General features: G+C 27.5%; 17 protein-coding genes and 1 rRNA gene. 2 read left to right on the forward strand and 16 right to left on the reverse strand.

The window, feature by feature from the left end; genetic code table 4:
- Positions 1–25 precede the first annotated feature (25 nt).
- From MHO_RS02140 to mutM, 6 genes are all read right to left on the reverse strand, one after another.
- Positions 26–1,903, reverse strand: coding sequence for an ABC transporter ATP-binding protein (locus MHO_RS02140; RefSeq protein WP_012855656.1), 1,878 nt, complete (start codon positions 1,901–1,903; stop codon positions 26–28).
- Positions 1,896–3,719: an ABC transporter ATP-binding protein gene (locus MHO_RS02145; protein ID WP_012855657.1), complete on the reverse strand. Its 1,824-nt coding sequence runs from the start codon at positions 3,717–3,719 to the stop codon at positions 1,896–1,898. The genes MHO_RS02140 and MHO_RS02145 overlap by 8 nt, the downstream gene beginning before the upstream one ends.
- Before the next feature lie 48 nt (positions 3,720–3,767).
- Positions 3,768–4,964: an acetate/propionate family kinase gene (locus MHO_RS02150; RefSeq protein ID WP_012855658.1), complete on the reverse strand. Its 1,197-nt coding sequence runs from the start codon at positions 4,962–4,964 to the stop codon at positions 3,768–3,770.
- A gap of 87 nt (positions 4,965–5,051) precedes the next feature.
- Positions 5,052–5,156, reverse strand: a 5S ribosomal RNA gene (gene rrf, locus MHO_RS02155).
- Positions 5,157–5,210: 54 nt separating this feature from the next.
- Positions 5,211–5,456, reverse strand: a complete 246-nt coding sequence (locus MHO_RS02160; protein WP_012855659.1) for a Smr/MutS family protein — start codon at positions 5,454–5,456, stop codon at positions 5,211–5,213.
- A complete protein-coding gene (mutM, locus tag MHO_RS02165; RefSeq protein WP_012855660.1) occupies positions 5,457–6,284 on the reverse strand; it encodes a DNA-formamidopyrimidine glycosylase in 828 nt (275 codons plus the stop codon). It abuts the gene before it with no gap.
- A 77-nt stretch (positions 6,285–6,361) separates the two neighbouring features.
- On the opposite strand from mutM, the gene MHO_RS02170 reads away from it, so the two are divergent.
- Together MHO_RS02170 and MHO_RS02175 are read left to right on the forward strand one after the other, a co-directional pair.
- Positions 6,362–6,829 (forward strand): L-threonylcarbamoyladenylate synthase, encoded by a 468-nt coding sequence (locus MHO_RS02170; protein WP_012855661.1) that lies wholly within the window; start codon positions 6,362–6,364, stop codon positions 6,827–6,829.
- Between the two features lies 1 nt (position 6,830).
- Positions 6,831–7,298 carry an RpiB/LacA/LacB family sugar-phosphate isomerase gene (locus MHO_RS02175; protein WP_012855662.1) on the forward strand — a complete coding sequence of 156 codons (468 nt, stop codon included), beginning with the start codon at positions 6,831–6,833 and terminating at the stop codon, positions 7,296–7,298.
- Between the two features lie 60 nt (positions 7,299–7,358).
- Here the strand turns inward: MHO_RS02175 and MHO_RS05675 are convergent, their stop codons facing one another.
- The 10 genes from MHO_RS05675 to MHO_RS02225 all read right to left on the reverse strand — a co-directional run bounded on the left by MHO_RS05675 (position 7,359) and on the right by MHO_RS02225 (position 17,832).
- Positions 7,359–8,699 (reverse strand): DUF2179 domain-containing protein, encoded by a 1,341-nt coding sequence (locus tag MHO_RS05675; RefSeq protein WP_012855663.1) that lies wholly within the window; start codon positions 8,697–8,699, stop codon positions 7,359–7,361.
- 99 nt (positions 8,700–8,798) lie between these two features.
- Positions 8,799–10,241, reverse strand: a complete 1,443-nt coding sequence (locus MHO_RS05680; protein ID WP_012855664.1) for a YitT family protein — start codon at positions 10,239–10,241, stop codon at positions 8,799–8,801.
- Between the two features lie 39 nt (positions 10,242–10,280).
- Entirely contained in the window at positions 10,281–11,678 is a 1,398-nt protein-coding gene (gene dnaB, locus MHO_RS02190) for a replicative DNA helicase (protein WP_012855665.1), read from the reverse strand.
- 25 nt (positions 11,679–11,703) lie between these two features.
- On the reverse strand, positions 11,704–12,144 hold the full coding sequence (rplI, locus tag MHO_RS02195; RefSeq protein ID WP_012855666.1) for a 50S ribosomal protein L9: 441 nt from the start codon (positions 12,142–12,144) through the stop codon (positions 11,704–11,706).
- Positions 12,125–14,098 (reverse strand): GGDEF domain-containing protein, encoded by a 1,974-nt coding sequence (locus MHO_RS02200; protein ID WP_012855667.1) that lies wholly within the window; start codon positions 14,096–14,098, stop codon positions 12,125–12,127. The genes rplI and MHO_RS02200 overlap by 20 nt, the downstream gene beginning before the upstream one ends.
- Before the next feature lie 53 nt (positions 14,099–14,151).
- The gene (gene yihA, locus MHO_RS02205) at positions 14,152–14,703 is read right to left on the reverse strand and encodes a ribosome biogenesis GTP-binding protein YihA/YsxC (RefSeq protein WP_012855668.1); all 552 of its coding nucleotides are present in this window, start codon (positions 14,701–14,703) and stop codon (positions 14,152–14,154) included.
- Positions 14,703–15,638, reverse strand: coding sequence for a tRNA (adenosine(37)-N6)-threonylcarbamoyltransferase complex transferase subunit TsaD (gene tsaD / locus MHO_RS02210; RefSeq protein ID WP_012855669.1), 936 nt, complete (start codon positions 15,636–15,638; stop codon positions 14,703–14,705). Before tsaD ends, yihA begins: the two co-directional genes overlap by 1 nt.
- Positions 15,632–16,186, reverse strand: coding sequence for a hypothetical protein (locus tag MHO_RS02215; protein WP_012855670.1), 555 nt, complete (start codon positions 16,184–16,186; stop codon positions 15,632–15,634). The genes tsaD and MHO_RS02215 overlap by 7 nt, the downstream gene beginning before the upstream one ends.
- Positions 16,186–16,584 carry a tRNA (adenosine(37)-N6)-threonylcarbamoyltransferase complex ATPase subunit type 1 TsaE gene (locus MHO_RS02220; RefSeq protein WP_012855671.1) on the reverse strand — a complete coding sequence of 133 codons (399 nt, stop codon included), beginning with the start codon at positions 16,582–16,584 and terminating at the stop codon, positions 16,186–16,188. The genes MHO_RS02215 and MHO_RS02220 overlap by 1 nt, the downstream gene beginning before the upstream one ends.
- Before the next feature lie 162 nt (positions 16,585–16,746).
- Entirely contained in the window at positions 16,747–17,832 is a 1,086-nt protein-coding gene (locus tag MHO_RS02225) for a M42 family metallopeptidase (protein WP_012855672.1), read from the reverse strand.
- Positions 17,833–17,846: the final 14 nt, after the last annotated feature.

Raw genomic sequence — 17,846 nt, forward strand, 5'->3', positions numbered from 1 at the left:
TTATTCATTTGAATCTATTTTTTTATTATTCGTTTTCTTCACTAAAAGATGAATGGTATAGCTTTTCATAAAAACTACCTTTGGTCAATAGTTCTTTGTGTGTACCTTGTTCAATAATTTTTCCATCTTTAACAACTAAAATTTGGCTAGCATTTACTATTGTTGAAAGTCTATGAGCAATAACAAATGAAGTTTTTCCTTTCATTAACTCTAACATTGCATCTTGAATATTCTTTTCTGTTCTTGTATCTACATTAGATGTTGCTTCATCCAATATCAAAATATTTTTATTAGCAATTATTGCTCTTGTGATTGCAAGCATTTGCCTTTCACCTTGTGAAAAATTGCTTCCGCCTTCTTCAACTATTTCTTCGTAACCATGTTCAAGTTGTCTTATAAAATTATCAGCTTTTGTAATTTTGGCAGCATTAATGATTTCTTCATTGCTTGCACTAGGATTAGCATATCTTAGATTTTCTAAAATTGTTGTTTTAAATAAAAATGTATCTTGCAATACTATTGAAATTTGATTCCTTCAACTAGATTCATTTATTTCGCTTGATTTATAATCATCAATTTTTATTTCTCCTTCAATAGGCAAATAAAATTTGCTTAGTAAATTTATTATTGTAGTTTTGCCAGCGCCGGTAGGTCCTACAATAGCAAACACTTGACCTTTTTTAGCTTTGAATGAAATATTTTTCAATTGTAAATTATTCAAAGAATTATCATATGAAAAACTTACATTTTTAAATTCAATATCACCATTCACATTTGATATTGTAGCAAGTTTGCTTTCATCTATAGCCGGATGCATTCTAATTAAATTTAATACTCTTGTTGTTGATATTGTTGCTGTTTGAATCATTGAAATATTTTCAAAATTTTTAATTATTTGACTAGAAGTAATTTTTATATACAAAATAAATGATGTCAATGTACCGACTGTAAAATTACTATTTGAGCCAGTGCCAATTCCAGACAACGCAAATGCTCCGCCAACAAAAATTATTATTAATTGCATTATGAATGTTATTGCATTTCCATATGGATAAACTATTCCGGCATATATATTTGCTTTCAATGAAGGTTTATATAATTTTTCATTATATAAATCAAATTGTTCGTTAATAATTTGTTGACTATTCAATGAATTTATTAATTGATGTGCTGCTAAATTTTCTTCAACAAAACCGTTTAATAAGCCTATATTTCTTTGAGTCTTACCAAATAATGGAATTGCTTTTTTGATTAAAACAAAGGCCAATATCAACAAAACAGGAAATAACGCAATATATATAAGTGTTAAATATGTAGAATAGTAAAACATAAATCCAAGCGATGTTAAAGCACTAAATATCGCTGCTAATAACGAGTTTAAGGTTCCACATATTCCATATGAAACATTATCAATATCATTTGACAATATTGACATTAATTCTCCCGAGCTAACAGTATCAAAAAATTGGATTGGCATTTTCATTATTGATTTATAAGCCTTACTCCGCATTATTTCTGAGCCATAAATTCCTGCCTTAACTGCCATTGCTGAACATATAAATGAAAAGACTTTTTCTAAAATATAGCCTAAGATCAATATGCCTATTGCAATACCAAATTCAAATAAACCATTAGAATTACTATTTCAAAACTTAAAGTTTAAATAATGGTCGATAATATAACCCAAACCATATGTGGCGGCAGTTAAACACAATGAAGAAATTAATGTAATTATTATTATTAAAAAAACATATCCACGTTTGTAATTTAAATATTTAATTAGTTCTTTAAAACTTTCTGATTTTATTGCGTGTTGTTTTTTTCGAAATGCTTTTCTTTCAAATTTAGATACTTTTTTTAAATCAATATCAACTTTTAGTGGATCAAGAATATCTCTATTCATTATTACCCCCTAACTGTGAATATGCAATTTCTTTATATAGACCATCTCTAGAAATTAATTCCTCATGATTGCCACGATCAATAATTTTTCCTTGGTTTAATACTAAAATTTCATCTGCATCAATAATTGCTGAAATTTTTTGAGCAATAATAACTAATGATATTTTTTCATATTTAAATTCTTCTTTAATATTGTTTCTTACCATAGCTTCTGTTCTAGCATCCAATGCTGAAGTAGAATCATCTAAAATCAATATTTTAGGTCGTTTAATTAAACCTTGGGCAATAGATAATCTTTGTTTTTGACCGCCTGATAAATTTGCACCCTTTTGTTCAACAACATGTTCAAATTTTTCTTTAAACTTATTGATATATTCAAAGGCACAACCATTTTTTGCTGCTAATTCAATCTCTTCATCAGTGGCATTAGGTTTAGCAAGCAATAAATTGCTTTTTATTGTGCCACTTAATAAGCAAGGGTTTTGATAAACGTGAGAGATATTCTTCCTCAATGAGTCTGTATCAATTTCTTGAATATTATGCCCATCAATTGTTACTAGCCCGTCTTGAGTTTTAAAATCTAAATTTAACAATTTTGCAATAGTTGATTTTCCAGAACCAGTAGGGCCAATTATGCCTAAAACCTTACCAGGCTTTAAAGTAAATGAAATGTCTTCTAAAACATTAGATTTAGCAGATTCATAATATTTAAAAGATACATGGCTAAATTCAATTTCACCATTAACAATTAGCTTATCAGATTTGATTTTTGCAATATCTGGCTTTTTGTTCATAATTTCAAAAATACGTTTTGAGGATACATTTGCCTTGAAAATATTAAATGTAGTAAATGATGAAGCAACAACTCCAAATGTAACAGTCATAACGTAATTCATAAATGTTACCCCATTACCTATTGATTTTGAGAAATCAGCAATATTTTCCTTGCTAGTTTGCTTTCCTACAAAAAATACAATGAAAGCAATTGCTATATTTGAAATTATTTCAATAAAATTAAATGTTATAGTAAATATTATTCATGATTTGCTTGTTGTGGTTCCTCAATTTTTATTAACATTTTGAAATTTATTTCATTGAATTTGTTCCATGTTATATGATTTAATAACTTTGGCGCCTAAAATATTTTCTCTACTTTCAATGTTAATTTTGTCATACATTTCTTGTTCTTTTTTTTGAATTGGATTTCAAATGACACCCGAAATTACCATAGTTAAAGTTAATAGTGGAATAACGACTAGAAATATCATTGACAATTGAAGATTTGTTAATAGGGCAAACACTAAACCTAAGACTAGATTAAACGGCCCTATAATTAGCATCCTCAAAAAAGACATTAGTCCGGTTTGAATTCTACTAATGTCTATTGTAAATCTCGTTAGGATCTTGGCATTTGAGAAAGCTTCAATATCTTTTTGAGAAAGTTCGCCAAGATGCTTTCATAAACAACTTCTTATTTGTTTTGATCCTGCTTGAGACACATAGGACGCAAGCAATGAAGCACACATTGCTGAAATAGTTCCTATTATTAAAAACAATGCAAAATATCCTCCCAAATGCATTAACGCACTCTGATGGCTTTGACATAAAAAATTAATTCTTAGAATTTCAATTGTTATTGGTCTGTTTGTTGACAAATTATTTTGAATTAAATATGCATTTTCACCAATTAACCTTGTCAATTGTCCCAATAATATTGGCAATACTAAAAATGAAACTACTTGTAGTAATGTTAAAGATATAGTTAAAAATGACAAACATTTGAATTTGTTGGCCATTAATTTATAAAGTTTAAACATTGTTTCCTCTTTCTTTTTAAATTTGTTTTAATTATTTAATTTAAAAAGTTACCTTATATTATCATCAAAAAATTGTTTAACTTCTTTTGCAATATAAAGTTCTTCATCTGCCCTTATTATATAAATAGGAATTGAAGAATTTTTAGTTGAAATTAATTTGTATGAATCAAAATCTCTTCCTTTATTTAGTTCACTATCAATTTCTAATTTAACTAAATGAATTTTATCAATAACTGCTTGGCGAATATATTCATCATTTTCCCCCACGCCTGCCGTAAAAACAATAGCATCGATTTTTCCTTCAATCTTATTCATGTAATTAATTAAATAATCTGCTATTTTTCTTACATATAAATCTATTGCAAATTTTGCTCTTTCATTTGTTTTTTTAGCTTCTTCAACGTCACGAATATCAGAAGAAATTTTTGAAACTCCCAATAATCCTGATTCTTCATTTAACATTTTTATTGTTCTTTCAATATCTCAATTTTTATGTTTCATAATATATGGAATAATTGAACAATCAACATCACCAGAACGAGTGCCCATCATAACTCCCGCTAGTGGTGTAAATCCCATTGAGGTATCAATTGATTTACTATCTTGAATGGCTGCTAAACTTGCACCATTACCGATATGTAAATTAACAAAATTAACTTTGTCTTTATTTAAAATTTCTTGCAATTTTAATGTAATAAAGTGGTGATTCAAGCCATGGAAACCGTATTTTCTAACATTTAATTCATCGGTTATATTTGCATCAATTGCATAAGTATATGCTTCTTTTGGAAGGGTTTTATGGAATGAAGTATCAAAGTGGAATGTCATTTTAGCAAATGGTAAAATTTCTTTAAAGGCTTTTACAGCTTCAAGAGCACCAGGATTATGAACTGGTGCTAATTCAATAGCATCTTCTAAATATGCAATAGTTTGAGGGGTAACTTCTGAAGTGTCTTGTAGATGTATTCCGCCATTAACAATTCTAAAAGCAACATATTTAATTTCATTAAAATCTGAAATAATATTCTTATTAATTCATAAATTAACCAATTGTTTAACTGTTTCTAAAAAACTAGGTAATTCAATACTTACTTCTTCTTTTTTGTTATTGTAATTTAAAATAATAGAACTATTTTTAATTTTAATTCTTTGTGCAATTCCTTTGGCAATAATATTTAGATCTTTTGAATATAAGGTTCATTTAATTGAACTTGAACCTGCATTAATAATTAAAATTTTTGACATAATAGCTCCTTTATAATTTATAAAATTATATTAAAAAAAATATCTTTTAAACTTAATATGATTAAAAGATATTAAAAAAGATATAAAAAAAAGCAACGTCCTATTTTCCCATTGAGGTATCGTCGGCACTGAAGGGCTTAACTGCTGAGTTCGGAATGGTTTCAGGTGGACCCCTTCGTTATGGTTGCTACGTGTATTATTATATACTATTTTTAAATATGTAATAAAAAATTTTTATTTTTTTTATTACTTTTTAAACACTCTTATTTTTGCAAGATTATTACCAATATTTTTTCAATAATATCCTTCTTTGTCTAATAAATCTTCCGTTATTTGACGAATAATCCCACTACCAATGCCTACAATAATATCGAAGTAATTATTATATTCATCTTGTTTAAATTCATACAAAGCGTTTAAAATTGCTGCTGTTGCAGAGTTTACATCATAACCATGAAGATCTAACACCATTGGAAAAAAATTGAACTTCATTTAATATACCTTCTGACAATTAGGGCAAACATATGTACCACGTTGGTTAACTTTTAATTTAAGTGTTTTTTGGCCACAAACCTTACATTTTTTTATAGAATCACTATGAATATTTAAAAAGTCTTGATATTTTCCTTCTTGTTTATTTAATGATTCATAAGAAAATAACGTTGTTCCACCTAATTCATAACTTTTTTCCATTATTTCATTTGCATTTTTTATTATGTCTTTAAGTTGCTCTAGTGATAAATCAGAAGCTTTTGAAAGAGGATGAATTTTGGAAGCAAACAATGCTTCATCAGCGTAAATATTTCCTATACCAGCAACAAAACTCTGATCAAGTAATTTTGTTTTAATGGGCATTTTTGAATTTTTTATTTTTTTAAATAATGCTTCAATGTCAATATCTTTTGGTTCAGGTCCAAGCAAAGAAATTGGAGGAATTTTGTTATAATTTTCTAAGTTTCTTAGCATATATGTGCCAAATAAACGTTTATCTAAAAAGTGCAATTCGCTGTTGTCGCTAAAAACAAATCTAGCAACTAAGTGCTTATCAATTTCTTTTGGAGGGTTTAAATAATAACGATATTTCCCTTCCATTCTTAAATGAGAAAGTAAAACTAATTTTTCAGATAAAAAGAAAATTATATGTTTGCCAATGTTATCTATTTTTTCAATTTTTTTATCTCTTAAAATTGAAATGAAATATTGAGGGCTAAACTCTTTAAAAATTTTGGGTTTGTATATAATCAAATTTGTTATTTTTTTATTTAATATAGTATTATTAAGGGCTTTAACAACAACCCTAACTTCAGGTAATTCAGGCATAGTAAAATTATAATACTTTCGAATGACATTACTCATATGATTAACTGAAAAAATAAAAGTGTTATATAATTTAAATTATGATAAATAAATATCAAAAATTAATTATTTCAACTACAGACACAGTTTTAGGAATTGGTGGCCCTGTGTCAAAAGAAGTTGAAGACCTTATTTATGAAATAAAAGGTAGAGACCGCAATAAAAAATTAATAATATTAGTAAGTTCAATAAAACAAGCAAGGCAATTTAAGGAATGAAATTCGCAAGCAGATGAATTTGCTAAAAAATATTGGCCTGGTGCAACTACCATTGTCGTAAATAATCAAGGTTTTAGAATGCCAAACCAAAAGAAATTGCTTGAATATATTGAAGTAAATGGTCCAATTTATATGACAAGTTGCAACTTGTCAAATGCACCTGTATGTAAAACTATTGAAAATGCAAAGCAATTATTCCCCGAAGTTACTAATGTATATAATTTTGGTCCTATGACTCAAAAACCTAGTCAAATAATTAGAGTAGAAGATGGAGAAATTTTAAGAAAATAATATGAAAACGACAGTTAAGATAACAAGCGATCACGCAGGATATGACGCAAAAATAAACCTTGCAAAAAGATTGGAAAATGAAGGCTACAATGTAGAATTATTTGGCTCAAAAACAAATAACAATAGTGATTCTTATGCAGATGCTGCTATTGAATTAGTTAATGAAATTCACAAGGATGGCAATCCTGATGAAAATAAAAATGTAAAATATGTTGCATTTTGTGGATCAGGTATTGGTATTGAAATGACTTTAAACAAATTTAAAGGCATAAGAGCAGCAAGAGTTACAAATGAAAACGAATCTCACCTAGCAAAATTGCATAATAATGCTAACGTACTATGTATGGGTGGAAGATTGTTAGAAGGTAATGAAGTTGAAAAAATTTTTCATAGCTGAGAAAACACCGAATTTGAAGGTGGCAGACATCTTGAAAGAATTAAAAAACTAAGCTCAATTGGTGAAAACTAATAAATTTATAACAAAAAATAGGCTCATTTTATTGAGTCTATTTTTGTTTTTATATATATTTTATTTTTCAATCTTAGAAGTATTAAATCTTCCAGATACGTTTTCTACTTTTGATGAAGTTATTCATGCATTACTATCTGCAGCCAAAATTTCTTTCTTAATCATATTTTGTTCCAAGAACAAACAATATGTTTCAATTTTAACTGTTTCTGTATTGGTATAACCTCCCAACATACGATCAATAGTGTAAGCGTGTCAATAGTTAATTTCTTTGAATTTGTTTAAAATTAAATCAGGATTCTTGCTGTAAATTTCTAGTTTTACTTTTCTGTATTTTGGATAAATTGATGCCATGATAAATGTATATAAGAATATATATACAAATGTACAAATAATTCTTAATAATAATGCTGCATGGTTTATTGGATTTCCATTTTGAGCATGTGATATTACCCCAGTAAGTTCGCAAATTGAAATAACAACTATTGAGAATACTGCAAAGCAAATTGCGACTATTAAAGAAATTAAGCCTGGTTCTTTTTGTTTAGTTCTTGAAATGTAGTAGACAACAAAGTCTCCCCCTGCTGTTGAAGCAGAATTTTTTCAAGCAATTCCCCCTGCACATCCTCCACATAATGCTCCAAGCACTGCAAAAATGATAATTGGTCAAGTAGGATTGTTATAACCATGTATTAAATGTTGATAGAAATATCAATAAGACATTGTTTCTTGGTAGCTTAGTTGCACGCCGTTTAGAAGTATTCCATTATTTCAAGAAGGATTAAATTCAGTACTTTTTATAGTATTTCAAACGTTTGAATAATGTGTTAGATAGTTTCCATAGACATCCCATGGTATTAATACATTTAGAGAGTTAGCAACTTCGCCATGTGCTGGAGCTAATGTTGCAGAATGAGGAGCATACCAGTTTACATAATAAAACGTTATTTGACTAAAGAAGTGGCCAACTTGCGGAATTAACAATATTGATTGAAAGATAACTTGTCAAAGTAGCCAATAAGTTGTTAATATCATAAATAGTCTAGAATTTTTCTTTCAAAATGCGATTACAAAAGGTAAATTCATTGCTATATAAATATAAGCAAAATATGGTGCAGTTTGAGTTAATGTTAGAGTAATGGCTTGAACCAATGCAGATAACCCAGTTGCAACAGTGGCAGCCTTAGCCAAAAATGTTGCAACACCAATATTGTATAAAACGGCTGAAATAATAATCATGACCATTTTTTTAGGAAATTTCTTTCAAATATTAAAGAAATTTACCCCATAAGGATTTATGTCAATTTTGCCGACTGATCCCTTTTCTTTTTTGGTTTCTTTCTTTAAACGTTTACGTTCTTTAATCTCAGCAAGTTCCTCAGCTGTATGTTTTATTTTCACCTCCTTTTTATTATCGTGTATATTCTAACACTTTTTAAGTGTTTATATTTTTTATTAATCATTTTTTTAATAAAAAATACTTTTATATGACTTTAATAATTAATCTACGTATGAGGTATCAAATGAACCAATTAATCCATGAATATTTGAGATACTTATTCAGGCTTTTTTATCAACGCTTCTAACTTCTTCTAAAATTGATTCTTTTTCTAAATATAGGGCAATTGTTTCAATTTTCCCAAAATCTTGATGGTTATATCCACCAAATCCGTTGAATACATTAAATGAGTGCACATATCCAATTTGTTTGAATCTTTCAGCAACTAGTTCTGGTTTTGTGGTGTAAATATCAATTCTTACTTTCTTGTATTTTGGATAGAACTTATTTACTAACATTGAAAATACTAATAAGTAAATTGCAGTGCCCATAATTCTTACTAAAAATTCTGAAAAATCTCATGTATGCCCAATAATGTTTCTTGTATATTCTAATGAACCTATTACAATTGTTGAACATGATGAGAAGCAAATTGCAACCATTAAAAATACTGTTCCTACTGGTTTTTTATTTTTATATGCAATGTAATTAGAAATAACAGATGTACCGCCAATTGAACCACGTTGTTTTCAGGCAACTATTGATGCAAGGCCTTCCATTATTCCCCCAAGAATTGCATATATCAAAATAGGTCAATTTTGGCCATTATATATTCCATAAATTTTAGTATTTTGACCGCCTTTTAAATCAATACCTGTTAATAGACTAGGGATATTAGCAAGTGATAAAGAACTAGTTTCTTTAAAAATTAATTTTGCGTTATCAAATACCATTTTTAAATCGTTAGTTTTAAATAAGTTGGCTAGATACTTGGCAATAGCTAAATCATCTCTTGACAATGAACTGCCAGTTCAAGCTGTTTTAGTTGATATACTTAAAGCGTAGTTAAAAATATCTTGATAATTTTCTTTATTAATATAATTTAATACTCTTGTATCGAAACCATATGGATCTCAATAAAATTTGTATGTTAATCCGTTATTTGTAAAAGTTTGTCCTATTGGATCATAGAGATTAATTCTTTGATTAATGAAGTTAACAATAGGATTTGATGCTCTTCCTTGATATTCAATAAATATACATTGTACAATTAATTGGAAAAACATTCAATAATAAGTTATTACCATAAACGTTCTAGGATTTAACCGTCAATAAATGAACATTAAAGGTAAGTTAACTAATACATAAAATAAACCATAAAATTGTGCGGTTGCAGGCGCTGTAAAAGTAATTATTTGAGATAAAGATGAAGTTCCTGAAGCTATTGTTGCTGCTTTTTTTAAAAATACTGTAATTGCAATATTATATAAAAATGCACTTACAAGCATTCAAAACAACTTTTTAGGATATTTTTTTCAGACATTTATTAAATTTATTTTTTGTGGATTTAGAATTTTCATTTTTTCTAAATACCGTTGGTGTTTTTGCTCTTTAGTAAGAATGATTTTATTGATTTTAGTTATTTTTTTATCTTCTAAACTCATGTTACCCCTTTCTTTAGATTCATTTAAACTATTAAATTATTAATTTTTCTTTTTTTCATAAATAAACCTGTTGCATTCTGGTTGGAATAATAGTTGTACAATTCCAATAGCCCCATGTCTATTTTTTGCTACAATGACATTGGTTAAAGAAGAACTGCCGTTAACAATTTCACTTTTGTCAATAGCTTCTACTTTATCGTTATCATCGTTAATGTTGTGCTTATTATAATAATCTTTTCTATGTAAAAAAATAACCATATCGGCATCTTGTTCAATTGTTCCTGATTCTCTTAAATCTGACAAAATAGGAGTTTTATCTTCCCGCTTTTCAACATTTCTACTTAACTGGCTTAATGCTAAAACAGGACATTCTAATTCTCTAGCAAGTTGCTTTAAGGATCTCGAAATCTTGCTTACTTCCAATTGACGATTTTCCATACTTGCTTTTGAAGAATCTGACATTAATTGTAGATAATCAACTACAACTAGATCAACTTTATTGTTTCTAGCAAATCGTTTTGCAATGGTTGTTATATCCGAAATTGTTGATGTAGGTTTATCATTTAAATACATTTTTCATTGTTTCATTTCTGAAACAGTTCAGGCTAGATTTTTAGCATTTTCTGTTGAGATTTCATTTTTTCTCATTAAACTAATCGGAACCAAGGAATCAATTGACATCATTCTTTGAACAATTTGTGAATTTGACATTTCAAGAGAAAAAAATAGCACCGTTTTATTGTTTTTGGCAACATTATTTGCTATATTTAAAGCAAAAGCAGTTTTTCCCATAGCTGGGCGAGCTGCTAAAATTATCAAATCTCCGGGATTGGCGCCTAAAATTAATTCATCCAATGGTGGAAATCCAAAAGAAAGGCCAACGCCAATATCTGATTTTTCTTTACTCATTATTCTATTAAATAGTTCATCTGCTTTATTTCCCACTTGTTCATAAGCAGTATTTATTTCTGAAATATCTAGGTTGATTAAATTCAATTGTAAATTGGATAATAAATCTGAAATTTCATAAGGTTTGTTTTCCATAATATTTATTGAACTATTCAATAAATCTCGTAAACGATCTTTCTTGTATTGATCAATTATTTTTTTTGCATATGACTCTAGTTCAGCGCTAAAACCTGCGTTTTTAGTAAGTCAACTAATATATTCACTACCATTATAGCCAAATGAACCAATGTGATCAATTAATTTTTGGTCATTCAAATAACTCAATAAGTTGGCTATATCGAATTGTTTAGAGGCAATATGAACTTCTGAAATAGATTTAAAAAGAATTTGATTATTTTTAAAATGAAACATTTCAGGTTTTAAAATTTCAGCAATTGTTAAATAACAATTTGGTTCCCTAATTAATAAACCTAATAACGATGTTTCATTATTAATAATTGCTAATTCTCTTTCTTCTTGAATGTTCATTTTAGCCACCTCATATTTATTTTAATTATTTCTCTTCTATGATATTTATTTTTAGTGTTGCAGTTACTTGGTCATGTAATTTAATTTTTACATCATGCAACCCAAAAGTATTATATGTTACCCCTGATTCAAATGCATGGCTTGGGATTTTAATGTTGTTTTTTATTAATTCTTTTTCAATTGCTTTTGTTGTAACGTTTCCGTGCACTATATTTCCATTAGATTTTAAATAGAATTTTAAAACTAATGATTCAATTAATTGTTTGATTTCATTAGCCTTGGCTATTTGATTTGCTAAATCTTCTGCAATATTTGATTTAACTCTATCTAAATTTGCCAATGTTTGTTTGTTAATTGGTTGAGCATAACCATTTTTAATTAAAAAGTTTTTTGCAAAACCGTCTGTAACTTCAATGATTTCATTTTTTTTATGTTTTTGGTATTCTTTAATTAATATTACTTTCATTATCTTTCACACTCACTATTGCTTGTATTATATTGTCAACAAATAAATTCAAATTTTCAGTTGTTTCAGCAGCGGCTGCCCCAAAATGGCCACCGCCGTTAACTGCTTCGGCTATAATTTGAACATTTGTATTAATTCCTCTTGCTGACATTTTGTATGTTTTTGTTCCTGGTAATTTAGCAACAACAAATGCAGCTTTCCTACCATTAACTCTTAATATTTCATCTGACGCTATTGAAATAATATCTGTTGATGCTTCAATATTTTTGTATGCCAAGAAATATCCTTTTTTAATTTCTTGCAAATTGGCTAATAATTCTTGAACAATCTTAAATACTTTTTCATCGAATTTTAATGTATCAACAGATTTATCATTTTGTGCTCCTCATTTTTGCAATATTGATGCTGCTGCAAAAGTTTTAGCACTTGTTTGCTTTTTAAATGTATTAGTATCTAAATAAATTCCATCTAATAAATATTGCGCTGTATCATTATTAATTTTATCTTCTTCGTGTAACAATGTGATGATTTCTGTTAATATTTCAGAAGCAGATGACGCCGAGGAATCAATATATACATTTTCTCTATATGCTATTTCATCAGTATTTTTGTTTATTCTATGATGATCAATTATCATGATATTTTCTTTTTTTATGTTTTTAAAGACATTAGCATTTTCAATTCTAGTATCATCTGAAGTATCGCAAATTACAACCAATGTTTTTTCGTTGTTGATGCTTTCTGCTTCTTTAGGACTAATAAAATATTCTTGAGTTTCCTTCGACATTTTATCAATAACTCTTTGAGTAGTACTATCAAATGTCTTGTTTTGAATATAAGCATTCTTTTTATAGGCTAATGCTAATTGCAAAATTGCATATGTTGAACCCAAAGCATCAAGGTCTGCATTCTTATGGCCATAGGCTATAACATTTTCAATATCTTTTGATTTTATCTTTTCTAATAAGTTTTGTGCTATATAGTTTACATTTGTCCTTGATAGATTTACATCAATTTCCGAGCTTGAGCCATAGTGTCTAGCTTTTTCATTTTTTGTTAAAACTGTAATTTGATCGCCACCCCGCATTTGAGATTGCATTAGAGCATCTTTTGCTAATTTGACTAACGTATCGTATTTAAAAATACCATAACCAAATCCACCAGAAATTGATATCAAAACATCTTTAACAATTATTTTGTTTTTTACTGAAGTTATAACATTAAAACTATCTCGTTCTAATTCTTCTAATGTTTCTTTATTTGTTATTAAAAAGAATCTTCCGTTTTCGTATTGTCTATAAATAACATTGTATTTTTTAGATATTTCATCTAATAAATTTACTACAGAAGCATAAATTTTAAAAATTTCTTCTTGGGATAAAAATGTTTGATATAAATTAATATTGTCAATGTCCAATTCCCCAAACACAATTCTTTGTTTTTTATAGTCATCTAATAAATTTTGTTGAGCAGTAACATCTCTTAAAATAACTAGATTTTTTTCAAATGATATATGAACTTCGTAATTGCATCCGTCTATTTCATACATGAATTCTTGATTATCTGAAGTTCATTGTTTTATATTAAAAATATCTTTAATGTTTTTGTTGATTAAATTGTTATGAAATTTTATTTTTAAAGATTCTGATGCTCATATAATTTTTCCACTATTTAAAAATATCAAAATTCCCGTACCAAATTGATTAAATTCGCTTTGTAAATAAAATTCCAATGATTTTTTAGCTAATATTGAGTTTTTAAAATAACGTTGCAAAATAATAGTTAAATAAATTGCAAGGCCGATTAAAAATAAAGTGTAAATTGCCATTAACGCTATTTTTGACTGTTGAGTCTTTAAACAAAAAATGCCAATAAAGAATAATATTGTTGGCAAAATAAATAATAGGATAACTTGTAAAGCTATATAAATTTTTTGAATATCTTTGTTTTTCATTTTATATATATAAAATTATAATAGAAAGTTAACAATAGATTCAATTAATGATACTACAAGTCATAAAATTGCATTATTTCTTCAATACCTTGTTTTTTTTCAGATGATACTAAAAAAATATTTTCAACTGTTTTTAAAGACAAGGCTTGATTTTTAACGCAATAACGTTGAGATTGATTTGCCTTGTCGATTTTTGTAACAACTATATCAAATTTTATTTTAAGATCGTTAAGATATTCTATTATTTCTAAATCACTAGCGCTAAAACCAATTTTAGCATCAATTAATAGCAACACTTTTTTATTGTTTTTATCATTTTTAAAATAAAAGTCAATCATAAAAGAAATTTTATCTTGCAATTTCTTTGATATTTTTGCATAACCATAGCCTGGTAAATCAATAATTATTTTATTTTTGTTACTTTCAAAGTAATTAATTAATTGTGTTCTTCCTGGATAAGATGATGTTTTTGCAATATTGCAAGAAGCCAGAGAATTAATTAATGATGATTTTCCAACATTAGATCTTCCTCAAAATACATATTGTATATTGTCAGAATTAATAAAATCATCGTGGCTCTTACAACTTTTTAAGAATTTTCACATTATCTATCTCTCCTTAATAGTTCATATGCTAACCTAGCAATCATCATTGCATTATCAGTTGTATATTTCATTTCCGGAATTATGGCATTTGAATGGACATTTAAAAACATTTCTCTAATTGCTTTATTAGCACTTACTCCGCCTGCCAAAACAATTACTCTTGGATGATATTTTTTAATTGCAATTTCTAAATGATTTTTTAAATATAAGACTACTGTATTTTCAAACATTGTTGCATATTGATCAACATTGATCTCTTGTTTTCTATTGATTTGGTTATTTATAAGATTTATAACTTGTGTTTTTAATCCACTAAATGAAAAGTTTAATTGAGTTTCAGTATGTGGAATAGTAAAATGTCCTGTGTATTTATCTCTAAATTCCATTCATTTTTTATCAATAATAGGTCCTCCAGGAAAACCCAAATTTAATTTTCTTGCTATTTTATCAAATACTTCTCCGACGGCATCATCTTGAGTTTGACCTATAACTTCGTATTCATTTTTTGATTTATATAACATTAATTGTGAATGCCCACCTGAAACAATTAAACCTAAAGCAGGGTATTCAACTTCTTTGCCTATAAAAGCAGAGAAAAAATGCCCTTCTAAATGATTTAAAGGTAATATAGGTTTTTCAAGTAACATTGCTATTGCATTAGCAACAACATATCCGACATGTAAAGAACCAACTAATCCTGGTTCTTTTGTATATGCTACATAGTCAATCTTTTTAATATCAATTATTTTTTTTAATTTTTCAATTAAAATACCTATATTTTTTACATGTAATCTTGATGCTAATTCTGGAACTGTGCCTCCATATTTTCTGTGAATGTCTATTTGGCTAATTGTTTCCATTCAAATTGGTTTGTTATCTTCTAATAAAGCAAATGATGTATCATCATGAGAACTTTCTATGGCAAAAATTAACATTTTATCTCTCCTATTTGTGGATCATGCAAATAAATTAATTCGCAATTTTCAATATCATTTACTTGTTTAAATTCTTTTAAATATTGCTCTATATTTTTTGAAAAAAGCTCTTTATTGAATAAATCAAAATTGCCTAAGTTTTCTTGCATATGACATTCAAATGGATCAACAATTATTGAATAAACATTGTATTTATTGGCTTTTATATTTATTAAATTGCAATCTTCATGTTGCAATTTTTTTTGTGTATAAAATAAAGAATATGTTGGGGCTACAAATAATTTGATATTTGATAATTGTGCTACTGTTTTGGCAAAAACTAAGCCAATTCTTGCACCTGAAAAACTCCCAGGTCCTAATGTTGTATAAATTTCCGAAATTGAACTTAATTTAAAATTATTTTTATTTAATAAATAATTTAAATTTTCAAAAAATGCATCGGTTTTTTTAACTAAGTTAGCAATAAAAATACAATCAATCTCGCAATAATTTTCATCAATTAAGCTTATATAAAAATCGCTTAATGAAGTTTCAATGAATAATTTCACTATTGTTCCTCCATAACTTCAAATACATGGTTTTGTTCATTGTCAAAATAAACTTTTATTTTTATATAATGTTTAAATTTGGGCAATGTCACATTTTCTGCTCATTCAATAATTGCTAATTTATCTTCAAAATAATCTTCATAAGCAAATAAATTTGTAGTTAATTTATAAGCATCAATATGTACAAATTTATCATACACTAAAATCGTATTGAATGTGGGTGATATTACAGTCTTTGGTTCGTTTAATTTTTTTGCTATTTGACTTGTTAAAGTTGTTTTGCCTGCTCCGAGTTCGCCTATTAAAAGCAAGGCTTCTAAATTTTTAAATGACAAAATATAGTCAACTAGTTTATCTAATGGTTCGTTATTTTTATAAATAAATTTTAGATTTGACATGATTTCTTAACCTTGATAATAAAATACATTATTATTTTACCATTTATGCACCTTTTTAAGGCTTGTTACAAATAAAAAATGTATTTAAAATTTAAAAAATAAACATTAAGTATTTAAAACACAAACTTAATGTTTATTTATTTTTTTAAGCAAGATGTTATTTTATTTATATTGAATATTTTCTCAATCAGATTGTTTAAAATCAGTTAAAAATTTTGTTAACAAATCAACGGCTGCCAATAAATCACTTATGCAACATACTCCAATTGGTGAATGCAAATATCTTTGAGGTAATGAAATTGTTAATGTGGCTGCCCCACCTTTTGAAAATTGTAATTCAAAGGCATCAGTACCACCACCCATGGCTACATATTTAAATGTTGGAATATTATATTTCTTAGATAAATCAACAAAAAATTGTACCAATTTTGGATCCATCATTGTTCCTCTATCTTTTAATCTTAAAGCAGCTCCCTTATATAAAGAAACATTTCCAGGAATTGTATTAGGTGTATCGTGAGATGCAGAAGTATCAACTGCTATTGAAATGTCTGGATCAATCATAGACGCAACTGTTTTAGCTCCTCTTGTTCCAACTTCTTCTTGAACCGTACCTACTAAATATAGATCAATGTCAAGATCTAATTTTGCAACAGCTTTAGCAACAAATTCTAACACGGTTACACCAGCACGGTTGTCCATTGCTTTTCCACCAATTAAATTTTGATCATTAAATAGTATTGTTTCTCCGCTCATGTAAACTCTATCACCAACATTAACACCATGAGCAATAGCATCTTCATCGCTTTTGAAACCAAAATCAGCAAATAATTCATTTTCTGTAATTGCTTTCTTTCTTTCTTCTTCTTGCATTATATGAATACTTGTATGTCCAAATAATCCAATAAATGTTTCGTTATTTGAAGTAATTAATTTTGCTTTGGTTCCAATAACTGCACATGGTCATACGCCACCAACTGTTGATAAATATAATTGTCCTTTTTTATCAAAATTTCTTACTACATATCCAACTTCATCCATGTGTGCTGCTAATAAAACTTTAGGAGCATTTGGATTTTTAGATGGCTTGTGCATAATTAAACAGCCAAAATTATCTCTGCTAAATTCAAATCCTTCATTAGCTAATTCTTTTTTTAATTCATTAACAACTGGTTCTTCATAACGAGACATTGCTTCAATTTCCATATATTTTATTAATCTTTCTTTGAATTGATTTTCTCTTGTCATATTAATTCCTCCTT

The sequence above is a fragment of the Metamycoplasma hominis ATCC 23114 genome (assembly GCF_000085865.1).
In the GTDB taxonomy this organism is placed as follows: Bacteria; Bacillota_I; Bacilli_A; order Mycoplasmatales; family Metamycoplasmataceae; genus Metamycoplasma; species Metamycoplasma hominis.